Source organism: Schwartzia succinivorans DSM 10502 (genome assembly GCF_900129225.1).
GTDB classification, from domain to species: domain Bacteria; phylum Bacillota; class Negativicutes; order Selenomonadales; family Selenomonadaceae; genus Schwartzia; species Schwartzia succinivorans.
Genome location: NZ_FQUG01000005.1, coordinates 24,762 through 39,651 on the forward strand (window position 1 = coordinate 24,762; position 14,890 = coordinate 39,651).

Here is a 14,890-nt window from a genome sequence, read left to right on the forward strand (position 1 = left end):
ATAAAAGGCGGAGACCGCATGTTAAAGATAGCAATCTACGGAAAAGGCGGAATAGGCAAGTCTACGGTAACGGGAAATCTCGCGGCGGCGTTTGCTCATTTGGGTAAACGTGTCATTCAGATTGGCTGCGACCCGAAGGCTGATTCCACAATCAACCTTTTAGGCGGCACGGTTATGCCGTCTGTTATGGGATACATACGTGAGCATGATGCGGAGCCGGAGAGGCTTGAGGAGATTTCTCGTGTAGGCTTTGGCGGCGTTCTTTGCATAGAGACGGGAGGGCCTACTCCCGGGCTTGGCTGCGCCGGGCGCGGAATAATAGCGACCTTCAGGCTGCTTGAGGATATGGAGCTGTTTGATTCGTTTAATCCTGATGTTGTTCTGTACGACGTCCTGGGGGATGTTGTGTGCGGAGGCTTTGCGGCCCCTATACGTGAGGGATACGCGGAAAAGGTGCTGATTGTGACATCGGGGGAAAAGATGGCTCTTTACGCGGCCAATAATATTAATTCGGCTGTTGAGAATTTTGCTGACAGGGGCTATGCGAAGGTAGGGGGAATTATTTTGAACCGGCGCAATGTTCCCGATGAGACGGAAAAGGTAGAGGCCTTCGCAAAGGAGAGAGGTCTTTCTATTGTTGCGGATATACCGCGAAGCGATGATATAAACCGTTTCGAAGATGAAGGAAAGACTGTTATTGAGGGCGATGCCGGCCTTTTTGTGAGCAGGAAATTTATTGAGCTGGCGGAGAAGCTTTTGGATGAGGAGAAGCTATGAAGGAGCCTTTTTTCAAGACCGCGGCAGAGCTTGCGGCACTGGGAAAAGAGAATATTCCTGATGCGTTCCGGCTGGACACGCATCTTATTTATAATTCACCGGCGGCGCTGGATTTCAATTCACCGGGAGCGCAGGGCTATGGTGTAAAAAGAGCAGGGCTTTCTGTGCCTGATTCTGTGATGCTGCTCATTGCACCCCGAAGCTGCGGACGAAATACGTCGGGACTGGCAGCAGGAGATACGGAGCGTTTCGGCTGGCTTCTGATGGACGAAACGGATATTGTGACAGGCCGTCATCTGAAAAAAATTCCTGAGGCAGTCAGGGCGTTTGTTGAGTCACGGGAAAAGCAGCCTTCTGTTGTGATGCTGTGTATTACCTGTGTTGACGCGCTTCTCGGTACGGATATGGAGCGTGTCTGCCGAAGGGCGGAGGAAGCTGTGGGCATCCCCGTCCGTCCGTGCTATATGTATGCGCTGACCCGGGACAGCAAAAAGCCGCCTATGGCGTATGTCCGTGAGACTGTGTACTCGCTTTTGAGGCCGCGAAAGAAAAATCCCAGAGCTGTAAATCTCATGGGATATTTTGCTCCGCTATCCGATGACTCGGAGCTTTATGAGGTTTTGAAGGGCTTCGGCCTTAAATATATCCGCGAGCTTGGACGCTGCAAAACAGTTGATGAATACCATGAGCTTTCGGAGGCGAATTTTAATCTGCTTTTGTCCGCTGATGCCCGCGACGCCGCGGCGATGCTTGAGAAAAAGCTGGCAATTCCTTCTGTTGAGATTACGCGGCTCTACGAGATTGATAAAATCGGGAGCCAGTATAAGAGTCTGGCAAGGGTGCTGGGGGCAGACTACAAAGAGCCTTCCATGAAAAATGAGGCGGAAATGGCTGTGGCTGAGCTTTTGGCTATTACGCCAAAGCCTGTTTTTGCTATCGGAAGCCGTCTGAACGCGAACGCCTTTGAGCTCTCTCTGGCGCTTGTGCGGTACGGCGCGGAGGTTGCTGAGATATACGGTGATCCGCAGCCTCAGGATTTTTCGTATATACGCCGCCTTGCGGAGATATCCCCGGATACACGGATTTATTCGAATCTTTCTCCGACCATGGCGGTTTACGATGAGGAAAAGAGTCCTGTTACCGTCGCTGTGGGACGTGATGCGGTGTATTATCACGAAAACGCTGTGCATGTTCCCTGGAGCGATGAGACACAGCCCTTCGGCTTTTCGGCTGTGCGGGATTTTTGCCGTGCGGTCATTTCGGCGTGTGAAGGAAAGGAGCAGGAAAAACAGCCGTCAAAGGTATCTTTGGGGGAGAAAATTGTTTCAAGCCATGAAATACACGGACTGAGGCTTGCCATTGCCCCGTTTGCTCCTGATACATCCGGGGCGGCGGCAGTGCTGTTCCCTCTTGACGCGCTCACTGTAATTGTTGATGCCGGAGGCTGCGCAGGAAATATCTGCGGCTTTGACGAGCCGCGCTGGGATGTGAAAAGCTTCGCGAAAAGAAGCACTGTGTTCAGCGCGGGCCTCCGTGACATGGATGCCATTATGGGGCGTGACGACCGTCTTATGGAAAAGCTGGCTCTTGCGGCAGACGAAGTCGACGCGTCCTTTGCAGCACTCATCGGAACCCCTGTGCCTGCGGTTATCGGTACGGATTACAGGGCTCTTGTACGGCTGATAGAAAAAAGGCTGCAGCTTCCTGCTGTGGCAGTGGATACTGATGGGACAAAGCTCTATGATGAGGGCGCGTCGAAAACCTGGGAGACTCTTATGAAGACCTTTGCCACGGCAGGAGAGCCATGTGATGCTGTCGGCGTTATAGGCGTTACACCGCTTGATTTTTCCTCAGAAGAAGCGGAAAATATCCGTAAGAGCATTGACGGAGATGTGCTTCTCTACGGATGGGACGGGGAGCTTTCCAATATAAAACGCGCAGGCCGCGTGAAGAAAAATTACGTCGCCTCGGCGTCGGGACTTCGCGCGGCAAAGTATCTGGAAAAGAAATTCGGAGTTCCTTATGAAATATTGTGTCCTCTCAGCGCAGTGGAGAAAAGCGCGGTAAGTGAGGCTTCTGAGCAGGGAGGGCGGATGCTTGTTATACACGAGCCTGTCCGTGCAGAGGCATTCAGAAAAGCGCTGGCCGAAGCAGGGGCTGCCGAGGTTACTGTGGGTACATGGTTTACCCCTGTGAGGGAGCTTTCAAGGGACGGCGATGTTCATTTTAAGGAGGAAGCGCAGTTTGCACGGTTTGTGGAGCAGGGAGGTTTTTCCTGTGTTATAGCTGATGCGGCGCTTCGGAAGGCTGCTCCGCGTTATATCGGTGTTTGGCTGGATGTGCCGCATTTTGCGGTATCGGGAGAAAGATAACGAAAAGGAGGGAACGGCGCATGGAAAAAACAGCAGTTATTCTGCGTGTATACGGGATTGTGCAGGGCGTCGGTTTCCGACCTTTTGTGGCGCGGCTGGCGGCGGAGCATGGACTCATGGGAAGTGTCTGCAATAAGGGCCCCTATGTAGAAATTTATCTTGAGGGTGAGGAGTCACCGATAAAGCTTTTTTCCGAAGAGCTTATCACAAAGGCACCGCCACGTTCAGCCATATTAAAGGTGGACGGGGAACAGACAGAGCCAAAAGGTTCCTTGTCATTTGAAATAATTGAAAGCGCAAAGGAACGGGGAGCGATTTTCGTTTCTCCTGATATAGCCACATGTCCGGAGTGCAAAAAGGAGCTTTTTGACCCGAAGGACAGGCGCTATCTGCACCCGTTCATAAACTGTACTGCCTGCGGCCCGAGACTTACGATTCTTGATGCGATGCCCTATGACAGGGAACGCACCAGCATGAAGGCGTTTCCTATGTGTGAAAGGTGCGCTGAGGAATATAATTCACCGACATCACGGCGCTACGACGCCCAGCCTGTCTGCTGTAACGACTGCGGTCCTGAGGTATACATCCTCGGCACGGAAACAAAGGGAGCAGGGGCAATAACGGAAATCCGCAGGCGTATAGCCGACGGAGAAATTGTCGCCATAAAGGGAATCGGCGGTTTTCACCTTTGCTGTGACGCCACAAACGAAAATGCAGTATCGCTTTTAAGAGAGAGAAAGCACCGTCCCGTAAAGCCCTTTGCCGTGATGGTGAGGGACATGGAGGCAGCACGGAGAGCCGTAAAGGTGACGCCTGCGGCAGAGGAAATCCTTGAGGGCCCGAAAAAACCGATTCTTCTTCTCGAACGGCAGGAAAACAGCACCATAGCACCCTCGGCCGCTCCGGGAAATCCCAAAATAGGAATTATGCTTCCTTACGCGCCCGTGCAGATGCTCCTTTTCGATTATCCTGACGGAATAAAGATGCCTGAGGCTTTTATCATGACAAGCGGAAATCCTTCAGGCGCGCCTATATGCCGTACTGATGATGATGCGCGGGAAGCTCTCGGCCCTCTCTGCGAGGCGGTGCTGTCACATGACCGCCGTATCCGAGTCCGTGCGGATGATTCGGTGATGGATTTTTACCATGAAGCACCGTACATGATAAGACGAAGCCGCGGATATGCTCCGCTGCCTGTTATGGTAAAGGGCTTCAGGGGTGAGGTGCTGGCCCTTGGCGGTGAGCTTAAAAATACCTTCTGTATAGGACGTGACGAGCTTTTTTATCCCTCGGCATATGTGGGGGATATGTCGGATCTGCGTACTATGCAGGCTCTGCGCGAGACCTCAAAGCGCATGACGGAGCTTTTGGAAACGGAGCCGTCCGTGACTGCCTGTGACCTTCATCCGAGATACAACACGACACAGCTTGCAAATGAGCTTGGCAAGCCTGTCATACAGGTGCAGCACCATTATGCGCATGTAGTGAGCTGCATGGCTGAAAATGAGGTGTCGGAGCCTGTTATCGGGGTGTCCTTTGACGGCACGGGATACGGTACTGACGGTACCGTATGGGGCGGAGAGTTTCTCCGTGCGGATTACCACGGCTTTGAGCGCCTTGGTTCAATTGAGCCGTTCTGTCAGGCAGGCGGAGACCGCTCTTCAAAAGAGGGATGGCGTATTGCCGTGAATCTTTTGTACAGTCTCAGCGGCTCGAAGGAAGAAACTGCCGATACTGCCGGGCGGTTGAAAATAGCCTCGGCGGAGCAGGTAAATGCCCAGTGTTTTATGGCGGATAACGGTGTGAACTGCGTTACTTCCACCAGTGCGGGAAGACTCTTTGACGCAGTGAGCGCGGTGCTGGGTATAAGAAAACAGGTCTCCTTTGAGGGAGAGGCGGCAATGTTCCTTGAATACGCCGCAAGGAACGGAAGGAACAGCAAAAAAATTTCACTGCCTGAGATTTTTGAAAGAGAAGGACGGTTTATCCTTCCGACGGCAGAGATTTTTTCAAATATAGTTGAACGAACGGTTTCGGGCGATGAACCGCCTGTGCTTGCGAGATTTTTTCACGAAGCCCTTGCGGATGAAATTGTCGCAGGCTGTGAAAGAGCAAGAGAAATGACGGGAATCACAACGGCGGCACTTTCAGGCGGCGTGTTTCAGAATCTGCTCCTTTTGGAGCTGGTGGAAACAGGGCTTGAGGAAAAAGGCTTCCGTGTGCTGAGGCATCATCTCATTCCTCCAAACGACGGAGGGATATGTCTTGGACAGGCCGTTTACGCAATGGCGCAGATTCAGTGAGCTTTGAGTACATGTTGTGTTTGAAAGGATGTTTTGTATGTGTGTCGGTTTGCCTGCAAAGGTTGTCAGTATAAAGGACGGCATGGCGCTGGTGGACGCTTCGGGCGCGAAGCGTGAGGTTTCGGCGGAGCTTCTTGATGAGCTTGACCCCGGGGATTATGTCATGGTGCATGCCGGTATAGCTATCGCAAAAATAACAGATGATGATGCCTCAGAGGCAGCGTCTGTAATGGGAGAGCTCTGATATGACGGAGGAAGGAAAGCAGGCCGTCGCAAAGGCGCGCGCAATATTGGAAAACTATAAAGGTAAAAAGCTGCGCATTATGGAGGTCTGCGGTACTCATACACACGCCATATTCAAGGCAGGACTCAGGCAGCTGATGCCGGAAAACGTGGAGCTTATCTCAGGCCCGGGCTGCCCTGTGTGCGTCACTCCGGCGGATTTTATTGATGAGGCGGTGTGGCTTGCCACTGAAAAAAACGCTGTCATCACAACCTTCGGCGACCTTGTCAGGGTACCAGGAAGCGAGATGAGCCTTGCGGGAGCGCGCTCCGAAGGTGCGGATATAGTGCCTGTTTACACACCGATTGACGCGGTGGAATACGCAAAGACTCATCCCGACCGTGAGGTGGTTTTCCTTTCCGTGGGATTTGAGACAACAACTCCGTCGGCGTGTCTTGCCGTGCAGCGCGCGGAAAAGGCGGGGCTCAAAAATTTCTCCATCCTGACGGCGAACAAGACAATGGATGAAGCGTACCGTGCGCTGAAGGACAGCGTTGACGCCTATATTTATCCCGGTCATGTATGCGCCATTGTTGGAACGAGGCTGACCGAGGAACTGACGGGGGAAGGGATATCGGGTGTCGTGGCAGGCTTTACTCCAAGCGAGCTTGTTACTGCTGCCGCGACACTTGTGGAGCTTTGCTCCAAATCCGATGAACCTTTCTTCAGAAACTGCTATCCCCGTGTTGTCACACGGGACGGCAGCACGGCGGCAAAAAAGCTGGTAGAAAAATATATGGAGCCTGCAGATGCGGTGTGGCGCGGACTCGGAATAATACCAAAAAGCGGAATGGTGCTTCGGGATGAATATGCGGCATTTGACGCACGGAAAAAATTCTCTGTACCGTCCTTTAAGGCGAAAAATCCACCGGGATGCCGCTGCGGAGAAATACTGCAGGGAAAATGCAAGCCCACTGACTGCCCGTTATTTGGTAAAACCTGCACCCCCGAGCATCCTGTTGGGGCATGTATGGTTTCTCAGGAGGGTACATGCGCGGCATACTATCAATACGGAGGTGTAGTGTGATGGAAGAAAAGGTCATGCTGGTTCACGGAGGCGGAGGTAAGCAGACCTCGGAGCTTATACATGAGGTATTTGCAAAACGGTTCAGGAATCTCTATCTGACGGAGGATGATGCGGCGATTCTTCCGCCGCCTGCATCAAATATTGCTTTTACGACCGACGGTTTTATCGTGTCGCCGTGGAAGTTTCCAGGAGGGAACATCGGAAAGCTCAGCATCTGCGGTACGGTCAATGATATCTCCTGCATGGGAGCACGTCCGAAATATCTGTCCTGTGCTTTTGTAATTGAGGAAGGTTTTCCTGTAAAGAGTCTTGAGGAAATCGCTGACGCAATGGCGCTCACGGCGAGGGAAGCAGGCGTCAGCATTGTGGCAGGGGATACCAAGGTGGCAGGACATGGCCAGGTAGACGGTGTTTTCATCACGACCACGGGAATCGGTGAGCGCCTGCCGGGAGCACATCCTTCAGGAAAAAGCGCCCGTCCCGGGGATGCTGTCATAGTCAGCGGCGATGTGGGGCGCCACGGCTGCACGATACTTCTTGCCCGCGGCGAGTACGGTATTGATGCAGAGGTTACAAGTGACTGCGCGCCGCTTTGGGGCATGGCATCCTCCGTCTTTGACGTGTGCCGTGATGTTCATGTGCTGCGTGATGCCACGCGCGGCGGTGTGGGCACGGTGCTTCATGAGATTGCGGGACAGAGCGGTGTCGGCATCCGTCTTGACGCGTCCGCGGTTCCTGTTGACCCTGCGGTAGCAGGAGTCTGCGGCATGCTTGGGCTTGAGCCTTTGTATCTTGCATGTGAGGGACGCCTGGTAATTTTTGTCCCCAAAGAGGACGCCGAGGCTGTTGTGGCTGAGCTTAAGAAAAGCCCATACGGAGAAAATGCCGCAGTAATTGGTGAAGTCACCCCCGACGAGCCGGGACGCGTTGTTATGACGACAGAGCTCGGAACTCAGACGGTCCTTCCGCCGCCGGGTGGAGAGCTTCTTCCCAGAATATGCTAAATAAAGCCCCATGAGTTTTCTTTGCTCATGGGGCTTTGCTTATGCTTCTTTTTTCTTTTCAGGGAGCTCTTTGGCTTCGTCCTCACCGGTTGATGCGGATTTGAATTCCTTGATGCTCTTGCCGAGAGCCTTTCCTACCTGCGGCAGCTTGCCGGGGCCGAAGAGTACAAGACCGATAACGAGGATGAGTGCGAGTTCCGGTACGCCGAGTCCGAACATAGAGGTTGCCTCCTTTATATTACATACAATAAATAGTTTATCATTATTCCTTACTATTATTTTAGTATATTATGGCACGAAGGTGCAATAGTATATACAAATAAGTGTTATAATGAAATAGAATAAACGGCCACAAAGAGTATTTTTTTACTTGATTGGGACTTATGTCCGCGGGGTTTGCCATGAAATGAGTCATTATATGACAAAAGTATAGGAATATTTTTCCGTAGCAAAATATATATCATGGCGTTATAATTTAATCGATGGGCACCCTGTGTGCTCACTTTTTGGTTAAAAAGTGAGCGGCAGGCAGAGCACGATGTGCCTGAGCCTGTTTCCACCGGGATTTTTTTCGGTGATATGTTCCGTAGTTTTTTTTGTTGAAGCAGGAGGTTTTTTATGCAAGTTGTAAAAAGAATATTGTCTGTATTTGTCTTGGCCGCAGTTTTGGCAATCCCGGGGATGGGTTCCTGTCAAAACTTCAGTCAGGGTGACCGTGGAGAGTCTGTGCTGAAGCTGCAGCGCGTCCTCTGTGATAACGGATATGATGTAGTTGTGGACGGTATTTACGGGCCGGCTATGGAGGCTGCGGTTCGTGAGTACGAGGTCAAAAAAGGACTTGCGGTTGACGGAATCGCAGGAGAAGCTGTTCAGCTGGCGCTTTTGGGCGAGGTTCTGCCGGAAGCGAAGCAGCCGAGGATTGGTTCGGCAGAGGGCAGCGCAATCGTAAAGGATGCACAGCAGTATTTGGGTGTTCCGTATGTATACGGCGGGGCATCGCCCAGTGACGGCTTTGACTGCTCCGGATTTGTGTACTATGTTTTCGGGAAGCATGGAATCAGCCTGCCCCGTACGGCAGATGACCAGGCGCTTGTTGGAAGACATGTTTCTGTATCTGAGCTTCAGCCCGGGGATCTTGTTTTCTTCTCGGCAGACGGATATGAAATCAATCATGTAGGAATTTATGTGGGAAACGACCAGTTTATCCATGCAAATTCTGAGGATGAGCTTATTGATTACGATTCAATGAAACGTGATTATCGCGTACGCGCCTTCGCAGGAGCAACGCGTCTCGTGTAAAAATTTGAAGGTATCGCATTAACGTGCGGTGCCTTCTTTTTGTATATGCGGCAATGGCAGCACGGAAGGTGATGTATTTAGATGACCTTCGTGCTATGATATATCTGCAAGGACATTGTGAAATTATTGAAAAGGGTGTGATGAGTGAATGAGTGACATCGTAAGAAAGATAGGGAATAAGACTATCCGGGTAGTATCGGAGGGAAGTGAGCCGATGAACATTAATGATGCTGAAATGGATCGGCGTGCGTCAGCAGCGGTTCACGCCGCGATAGATAAGGCTAAAATATGTAAAAAACCTATAGCCGGATATGAAGTGGAAACAAAACGTGCGTTTCTTGAATATCCGGATGGGAGCATAAAATATGTCGAATAAAAAACCGATGATTTTAGTCATTGCAGGGCCTAATGGTTCAGGCAAAAGTACATTCACAAGGTATTTTGAAACTGTTGGTGAGTATACTAATGCCGATGATGTTGTTGCCGCGACAGGAATGGATAATATGGAAGCTGCCCGGCTGGTAGATAAAAAACGCTATGCTGCGATTGAAGGTAAAATGGATTTTACCTTCGAAACGGTGCTTTCGTCGGACTATAAGATGGAAATACTGCGAAAGGCAAAGTCGGAAGGTTATTTCATAAAGTGCATTTTTGTTTTGACGGTGGATCCGTATGTGAATGTTGCCAGAGTTCGGTCAAGAGTAGCGCAGGGCGGACATGACGTAGAAAAAGATAAAATAATTTCAAGGTATAAAAAGTCACTTGGGCAGATAAAAGAACTGATGGAGTTATGTGATATATTACATGTATATGACAATACAGTGACTCCGTTCAGAATAATACGCAAGCATAAAGAAGATATTTCAATTTTCGCGAATAAACTGTGGAGTGAAGAGAAGATACTGGAACTTATGGAATAAACATGAAAACCAAAACCAGGGTATCGCATGATAAATGCGATACCCTGATTTTTAGTCTATGTCCGGCAGTGACTGGCTTACGGTGTTGTGGCGGATTATGTCCTTTATCCGCATGTCAGTTTCCACTGCCTGCTTCAGGAGCGTTTCTGCCGTCTGAAATTCCTCATTTGAATGCTTTTCGATGGCGTGAAGGTAATGCTTCCACGCGTCTATTGAGAGGTCTGTTGACATGTGGCGCTGGTTTGCGAGATATTTCGCACCTGGGGGAATACTTACGGCATCAAGCTGTTCCTGCCGTTCCTTCAGTGTCGGCACGACCTCGTTTTGTATGAGTGCCTTGATTGAGGCAGCCACAGGCCCCGTCAGATTTCCCTTTGCCTGAGCAGTGAGGGCCTGAAAACGTGCGCGCTGCGCCGCAAACTGCTCGTTATATTCATTCACGATACCGTGAGTTGCCGCGATGTAATCTGCTATGTCGCGGTTTTGGCGCGGCGATATGGTATCGAGATATGTACGGTAGTTTTTGATTTTTGTGATTTTCCAGTGACCGTCAGAATCCTGCTGCATGGTGAAGTGGAGCGTGAAGGTATACTGTGTAAAGCGGTCCTGCACGCTGACTGTTCCGACTGCGGTGTGCGCCCCCGTAACATGTACGGCAGGAGCTCCTGCCAAATCTGTTGAGCGAAGCTGGGAGCGTTCAAGGAAACGTTCGAAGTCGATGCCGAGAAGTCTTCCCTTGGTGATGTCTGTTCCATCGGGAAGAATCCATTCTCCCGTTGCCGCGTAGCGGAGGATTGTGTCCTTCATACCGCTGACAAGCTCAGGCTTTATCTGATTGTAAAATGCAGTGTATTTTTCTCTCGTTTCATCATTAAGTGCAGAGTCGTAGTGGAGCATATCGTCTGTCAGGTCGTCGTATGCGGAGCTGAGAAGCATGTCCAGGTCAATGCATCGTGCGGCAGTATCCACGTCGTGCTGCTCTATTGCGTTTTGAAGCGTCTTCAGAGAGTACTCGGGAGTGCGCGTGTATATGAAATGATACCAGAGCCAGATGCCCAGTGCCAGCGAGAAAAAGGCGATGACTATGAGCAGCTGGTGCTGCTGTGCCTTGCGCCGCCGCTCAATCCGGCTCTTTACGGATTCACGGTTCATAAAAATTCCTTTCAATTTAAAGAATACGGTAATTTAAATCACAGTATAAGTATACGTGTCACAACATTTTCGCGCAAGCGATGCAATTAAAACGGGATTTTTTAAAACATTTGTGCTACAATAAAATAGAACAAAACAGAACGGAAGTGAAACGGATGAAATGGGTTACTCATGAGGTGGTTACAGGTGTGCTGGTGTATACGGCAACGGAGGATTTAACGCTGACGGCGTGCGCCATGGCAGGAGCCGTTATCCCCGACCGCCTTGACGGTGACCCGAGAAAGGCACGGGATTACTGGCTTTGGCGGAGCGGACACAGAGGCTGGTCACACTGGCCCGCGCCTTATCTTTTTGTTATCGCGGCGGTGCTTTCGGCAGGACAGGGGATGGATTTGGGCGGAGATGACAGATGGTTCATGCTGCCTGTGGCTGTCATGGCGGGAGCGCTTCTGCATATTCTGGAGGATGCTGTCTGCGGCAAGGTACCCCTTGTTTTCCCGGGAGAAAAAATAGGGATAAAGCTCTTTCCTGTCGGCTCCTTTAGGGAATACTTCTTTGGGCTTGCGGTGGTGCTGGCGGCGTATGGCATAAAGCTTCTCTATGGAAGCTGAGCTCTTGTATACATTGACATGATTACATGCACAATGCTATGATAAAACCGTTGAGCCGCTATCGGCTCAGCGGGTTTTTGTGTGCCCGCAGACAGTATTTTCGAGTTTCTGGAGGAGGAAACAAAGAATGATTCAACGTTATACAAACCCTGAGATGGGTAATCTGTGGTCGCTGCAGCATGAGTTCGAGGAAATTCTCGAAGTCGAGATGGCAGCCTGCGATGCGATGGCAGAGCTCGGAGAGATTCCGGCAGAGGCCGCGAAGAATATCCGTGCAAAAGCAAACTTCAATCTGGAGCGCGTTCATGAGATTGAGAAGGTCACGAACCATGATATCATTGCCTTCCTGACGAATGTCGCCGAGTATGTCGGTGATGACTCGAAATACATCCATAAAGGTCTCACGTCCAGTGATGTCAAGGATACTGCTCTTGGCATCATGATGAAAAAATCCGCGGATATCATCCTTGATGATCTTCGCAAATTCCATGAGGTTTTGAAACGCCGTGCGGCGGAGTTCAAGCATACGCCGTGCATTGGCCGTACCCACGGTATTCACGCAGAACCGATGACCTTCGGCTTGAAGCTCTGTCTGTGGATGGCAGAGGTCGAGCGCGACATCGAGCGTGTTGAGCATGCACAGAAGATAGTTGCAGTAGGTAAGCTTTCCGGCGCAGTCGGAACGTATTCCAACATCGACCCGCGCATCGAGGAAATCGTCTGCAAGAAGCTGGGCCTTACACCAGTACGCCTTGCAACACAGGTTATCCAGCGCGACCGCCATGCAGAATACATGACGACTCTCGCCATTGTCGCAAGCTCCTTTGAGAAATTCGCGACAGAGGTAAGAAATCTTCAGCGCACGGATATCCGTGAGGCAGAGGAATACTTCAGCCCGGGACAGAAGGGCTCTTCCGCAATGCCGCATAAACGCAATCCTATCACCTGCGAGCGTGTCGCAGGTATGGCGCGTCTTGTCCGCGGCAACGCAATCGCTGCAATGGAGGATATCACCCTCTGGCATGAGCGTGATATATCCCACTCCTCTGTTGAGCGCGTAATCCTTCCGGACAGCACAATCAATGTTGATTACTGCATCAAGAAGTTCACGAACATCATAGACAAGCTTCTGGTTTATCCGGACGCCATGATGGCAAACATGAACAAGACCGGCGGCCTTATCTACAGCCAGCGCATCATGCTCGCTGTGGTCAGCAAAGGCGTGCTGCGTGAAGATGCATATAAATGGGTACAGCGCAATGCAATGAAACGCTGGCTCGAGGGTGAAGACTTCCGCACGAACGTCGAGAAGGACCCGGATATCACTAAGTATCTCACGAAGGAAGAAATTGATGAGTGCTTCGATTATAAATACTTCCTGCGCAATGTCGATATGATTTTCGAGCGCTTTGGACTTTAAGGAAACACCGAACAATTCCCTTCCGTCCATACCGGAGCTTTTTCCGCCATGCTGTGTCAGATGCCACTTGGCGTAGCAGTACTACGCCTTCGCGTCATCTTACTTGCTTGACGAAAAAATCCCTCGACATGGCCTGGAATTGAATTATTCGTCGTTTCCTTAGGAAATTGACCGGTTTCAGACGGCAGTTCCTGATATATGATAAAGCGCCGGCAACGGCGCTTTTCTAACTTTTTATCCGATGCTGACAGGTGCTAAAACTCCCCACCAAGGTGTGAGCTAAGCCCCTGTAAAGCCCTGGATAAGTTCAACTAAATTCAAAGGGAGTCTGAAACTCCCCTGAATAAGTTTCACTTTACATGTTTTTTAAGGAGAAATGAATTATGTCAGCAGTAGTAGTAATGGGCAGCCAGTGGGGCGACGAGGGTAAAGGTAAGATTGTTGATTATCTTGCACAGCAGGCAGAGGCAGTCGTGCGCTATGGCGGCGGCAGCAACGCAGGCCACACGGTTGCGGTAAACGGCGAAGAATACAAGCTCCGCCTTCTTCCGTCCGGCATCCTTTACAAAGGAACGCTTTGTGTCATCGGCAACGGCGTTGTCGTAGACCCGAAGGTTATGCTTGAGGAAATGGACGCTATGGCAGCACGCGGCATTGATGTCAGCGGTATCCGTCTGTCGAACCGTGCCCATGTTGTTCTCCCGTATCACAGCCTCATCGACGAGCTCAGCGAGGAGCTTCGCGGCAACAGCAAAATAGGAACGACGAAGCGCGGCATCGGCCCCTGCTATCAGGACAAGGCAAAGCGCGTAGGTATCCGTGTCTGCGATCTCATGGACAAGGAAGAATTCGCAAAACGCCTTAAGGAAAATCTTGCGGTCAAGAACATCGAGCTTGAGCGTATGTACAACCATGCGCCTCTCGACTACGATACGATTCTCAAGGAATACGAGGGCTACGCTGAGCGTCTCCGTCCGTATGTCTGCGACACTATTGCTCTTCTTAACGATGAGCTTGCAAAGGGCAAAAAGGTTCTCTTCGAGGGCGCGCAGGCAACCATGCTTGATGTTGACTACGGTACATATCCGTATGTTACATCCTCCCATCCTGTTGCAGGCGGTATCGGCATCGGCGCAGGTGTTGCACCGAACAAGCTGCAGACTGTTGTCGGCGTAGTCAAGGCATACTGCACCCGCGTCGGCGCAGGTCCGTTCCCGACAGAGCAGCTTAATGAAATCGGCGAAAAGCTCCGTGAAGCAGGGCATGAGTTCGGTACTGTCACAGGCCGTCCGCGCCGTACAGGCTGGCTGGATGCTTTCGTTGTCCGCTATGCGGGAATGCTCTCCGGCATCACCCACATGGCCATCACCCGTCTTGATATTCTCGATGGTTTCGATGAAATCAAGATGTGCACAGGCTACAAATATAAGGGAGAGCTTCTTAACGAAATCCCTGCAAGCCTCAAGGTGCTTGCTGAGGTTGAGCCTGTCTATGAGACCTTCAAGGGCTGGAAAACCAGCATCAGCGATATCCGCAAATACGAGGATCTGCCGAAGGAAGCACGCGTATATCTCGAGCGTATGGCAGAGGTCACCGGCATTAAGCTCGGTATCGTATCCGTCGGACCGAACCGTGACCAGACTATCGTTCTGGACGAGCATATTTTCTGATTCGAAACTCAAAGCCGTCTGCTTGCAAAAGCAGGCGGTTTTTTTATGTTTT

Annotated in this window: 14 protein-coding genes; 12 read left to right on the forward strand and 2 right to left on the reverse strand. The window is 51.0% G+C overall.

Annotation, left to right across the window (positions count from 1 at the left end; all coding sequences use genetic code 11):
- The first annotated feature begins 18 nt into the window (after positions 1–18).
- From BUA83_RS06775 to hypE, 6 genes are read left to right on the forward strand one after another with little or no spacing between them, the layout of a single operon-like run.
- Entirely contained in the window at positions 19–777 is a 759-nt protein-coding gene (locus BUA83_RS06775; RefSeq protein ID WP_072935454.1) for a nucleotide-binding protein, read from the forward strand.
- Positions 774–3,149, forward strand: a complete 2,376-nt coding sequence (locus tag BUA83_RS12740; RefSeq protein WP_072935455.1) for a nitrogenase component 1 — start codon at positions 774–776, stop codon at positions 3,147–3,149. The genes BUA83_RS06775 and BUA83_RS12740 overlap by 4 nt, the downstream gene beginning before the upstream one ends.
- Before the next feature lie 20 nt (positions 3,150–3,169).
- On the forward strand, positions 3,170–5,452 hold the full coding sequence (gene hypF, locus BUA83_RS06785) for a carbamoyltransferase HypF (RefSeq protein WP_072935456.1): 2,283 nt from the start codon (positions 3,170–3,172) through the stop codon (positions 5,450–5,452).
- 37 nt (positions 5,453–5,489) lie between these two features.
- Complete coding sequence (locus tag BUA83_RS06790) at positions 5,490–5,696, forward strand: HypC/HybG/HupF family hydrogenase formation chaperone (protein ID WP_072935457.1); 207 nt, start codon at positions 5,490–5,492, stop codon at positions 5,694–5,696.
- A 1-nt stretch (position 5,697) separates the two neighbouring features.
- Positions 5,698–6,762: a hydrogenase formation protein HypD gene (gene hypD, locus BUA83_RS06795; protein ID WP_072935458.1), complete on the forward strand. Its 1,065-nt coding sequence runs from the start codon at positions 5,698–5,700 to the stop codon at positions 6,760–6,762.
- Positions 6,762–7,766 (forward strand): hydrogenase expression/formation protein HypE, encoded by a 1,005-nt coding sequence (gene hypE, locus BUA83_RS06800; RefSeq protein WP_072935459.1) that lies wholly within the window; start codon positions 6,762–6,764, stop codon positions 7,764–7,766. Before hypD ends, hypE begins: the two co-directional genes overlap by 1 nt.
- 39 nt (positions 7,767–7,805) lie before the next feature.
- Here the strand turns inward: hypE and BUA83_RS06805 are convergent, their stop codons facing one another.
- Entirely contained in the window at positions 7,806–7,985 is a 180-nt protein-coding gene (locus tag BUA83_RS06805; RefSeq protein WP_072935460.1) for a twin-arginine translocase TatA/TatE family subunit, read from the reverse strand.
- Between the two features lie 399 nt (positions 7,986–8,384).
- On the opposite strand from BUA83_RS06805, the gene BUA83_RS06810 reads away from it, so the two are divergent.
- From BUA83_RS06810 to BUA83_RS06820, 3 genes are all read left to right on the forward strand, one after another.
- Complete coding sequence (locus tag BUA83_RS06810) at positions 8,385–9,065, forward strand: C40 family peptidase (protein WP_072935461.1); 681 nt, start codon at positions 8,385–8,387, stop codon at positions 9,063–9,065.
- Positions 9,066–9,213: 148 nt separating this feature from the next.
- The gene (locus tag BUA83_RS06815) at positions 9,214–9,441 is read left to right on the forward strand and encodes a hypothetical protein (protein WP_072935462.1); all 228 of its coding nucleotides are present in this window, start codon (positions 9,214–9,216) and stop codon (positions 9,439–9,441) included.
- Positions 9,431–9,985, forward strand: a complete 555-nt coding sequence (locus BUA83_RS06820) for an ATPase (protein ID WP_072935463.1) — start codon at positions 9,431–9,433, stop codon at positions 9,983–9,985. Before BUA83_RS06815 ends, BUA83_RS06820 begins: the two co-directional genes overlap by 11 nt.
- Before the next feature lie 51 nt (positions 9,986–10,036).
- Here BUA83_RS06820 and BUA83_RS06825 read toward each other — a convergent pair whose 3' ends face one another.
- On the reverse strand, positions 10,037–11,137 hold the full coding sequence (locus BUA83_RS06825) for a DUF2939 domain-containing protein (protein WP_072935464.1): 1,101 nt from the start codon (positions 11,135–11,137) through the stop codon (positions 10,037–10,039).
- A gap of 155 nt (positions 11,138–11,292) precedes the next feature.
- On the opposite strand from BUA83_RS06825, the gene BUA83_RS06830 reads away from it, so the two are divergent.
- The 3 genes from BUA83_RS06830 (at position 11,293) to BUA83_RS06840 (ending at position 14,838) form a co-directional block, all read left to right on the forward strand.
- Complete coding sequence (locus BUA83_RS06830; protein WP_072935465.1) at positions 11,293–11,748, forward strand: metal-dependent hydrolase; 456 nt, start codon at positions 11,293–11,295, stop codon at positions 11,746–11,748.
- Between the two features lie 127 nt (positions 11,749–11,875).
- Positions 11,876–13,168: an adenylosuccinate lyase gene (gene purB, locus BUA83_RS06835; RefSeq protein WP_072935466.1), complete on the forward strand. Its 1,293-nt coding sequence runs from the start codon at positions 11,876–11,878 to the stop codon at positions 13,166–13,168.
- Positions 13,169–13,551: 383 nt separating this feature from the next.
- Positions 13,552–14,838: an adenylosuccinate synthase gene (locus BUA83_RS06840; RefSeq protein ID WP_072935467.1), complete on the forward strand. Its 1,287-nt coding sequence runs from the start codon at positions 13,552–13,554 to the stop codon at positions 14,836–14,838.
- The last annotated feature ends 52 nt before the right edge of the window (positions 14,839–14,890 follow it).

Bases quoted from the DNA above. Each gene is read 5' to 3' on its own strand.
- BUA83_RS06775 (WP_072935454.1), top strand. From the start codon at position 19: ATGTTAAAGATAGCAATCTACGGAAAAGGCGGAATAGGCAAGTCTACG.
- BUA83_RS12740 (WP_072935455.1), top strand. From the start codon at position 774: ATGAAGGAGCCTTTTTTCAAGACCGCGGCAGAGCTTGCGGCACTGGGA.
- hypF (WP_072935456.1), top strand. From the start codon at position 3,170: ATGGAAAAAACAGCAGTTATTCTGCGTGTATACGGGATTGTGCAGGGC.
- BUA83_RS06790 (WP_072935457.1), top strand. From the start codon at position 5,490: ATGTGTGTCGGTTTGCCTGCAAAGGTTGTCAGTATAAAGGACGGCATG.
- hypD (WP_072935458.1), top strand. From the start codon at position 5,698: ATGACGGAGGAAGGAAAGCAGGCCGTCGCAAAGGCGCGCGCAATATTG.
- hypE (WP_072935459.1), top strand. From the start codon at position 6,762: ATGGAAGAAAAGGTCATGCTGGTTCACGGAGGCGGAGGTAAGCAGACC.
- BUA83_RS06805 (WP_072935460.1), bottom strand. From the start codon at position 7,985: ATGTTCGGACTCGGCGTACCGGAACTCGCACTCATCCTCGTTATCGGT.
- BUA83_RS06810 (WP_072935461.1), top strand. From the start codon at position 8,385: ATGCAAGTTGTAAAAAGAATATTGTCTGTATTTGTCTTGGCCGCAGTT.
- BUA83_RS06815 (WP_072935462.1), top strand. From the start codon at position 9,214: ATGAGTGACATCGTAAGAAAGATAGGGAATAAGACTATCCGGGTAGTA.
- BUA83_RS06820 (WP_072935463.1), top strand. From the start codon at position 9,431: ATGTCGAATAAAAAACCGATGATTTTAGTCATTGCAGGGCCTAATGGT.
- BUA83_RS06825 (WP_072935464.1), bottom strand. From the start codon at position 11,137: ATGAACCGTGAATCCGTAAAGAGCCGGATTGAGCGGCGGCGCAAGGCA.
- BUA83_RS06830 (WP_072935465.1), top strand. From the start codon at position 11,293: ATGAAATGGGTTACTCATGAGGTGGTTACAGGTGTGCTGGTGTATACG.
- purB (WP_072935466.1), top strand. From the start codon at position 11,876: ATGATTCAACGTTATACAAACCCTGAGATGGGTAATCTGTGGTCGCTG.
- BUA83_RS06840 (WP_072935467.1), top strand. From the start codon at position 13,552: ATGTCAGCAGTAGTAGTAATGGGCAGCCAGTGGGGCGACGAGGGTAAA.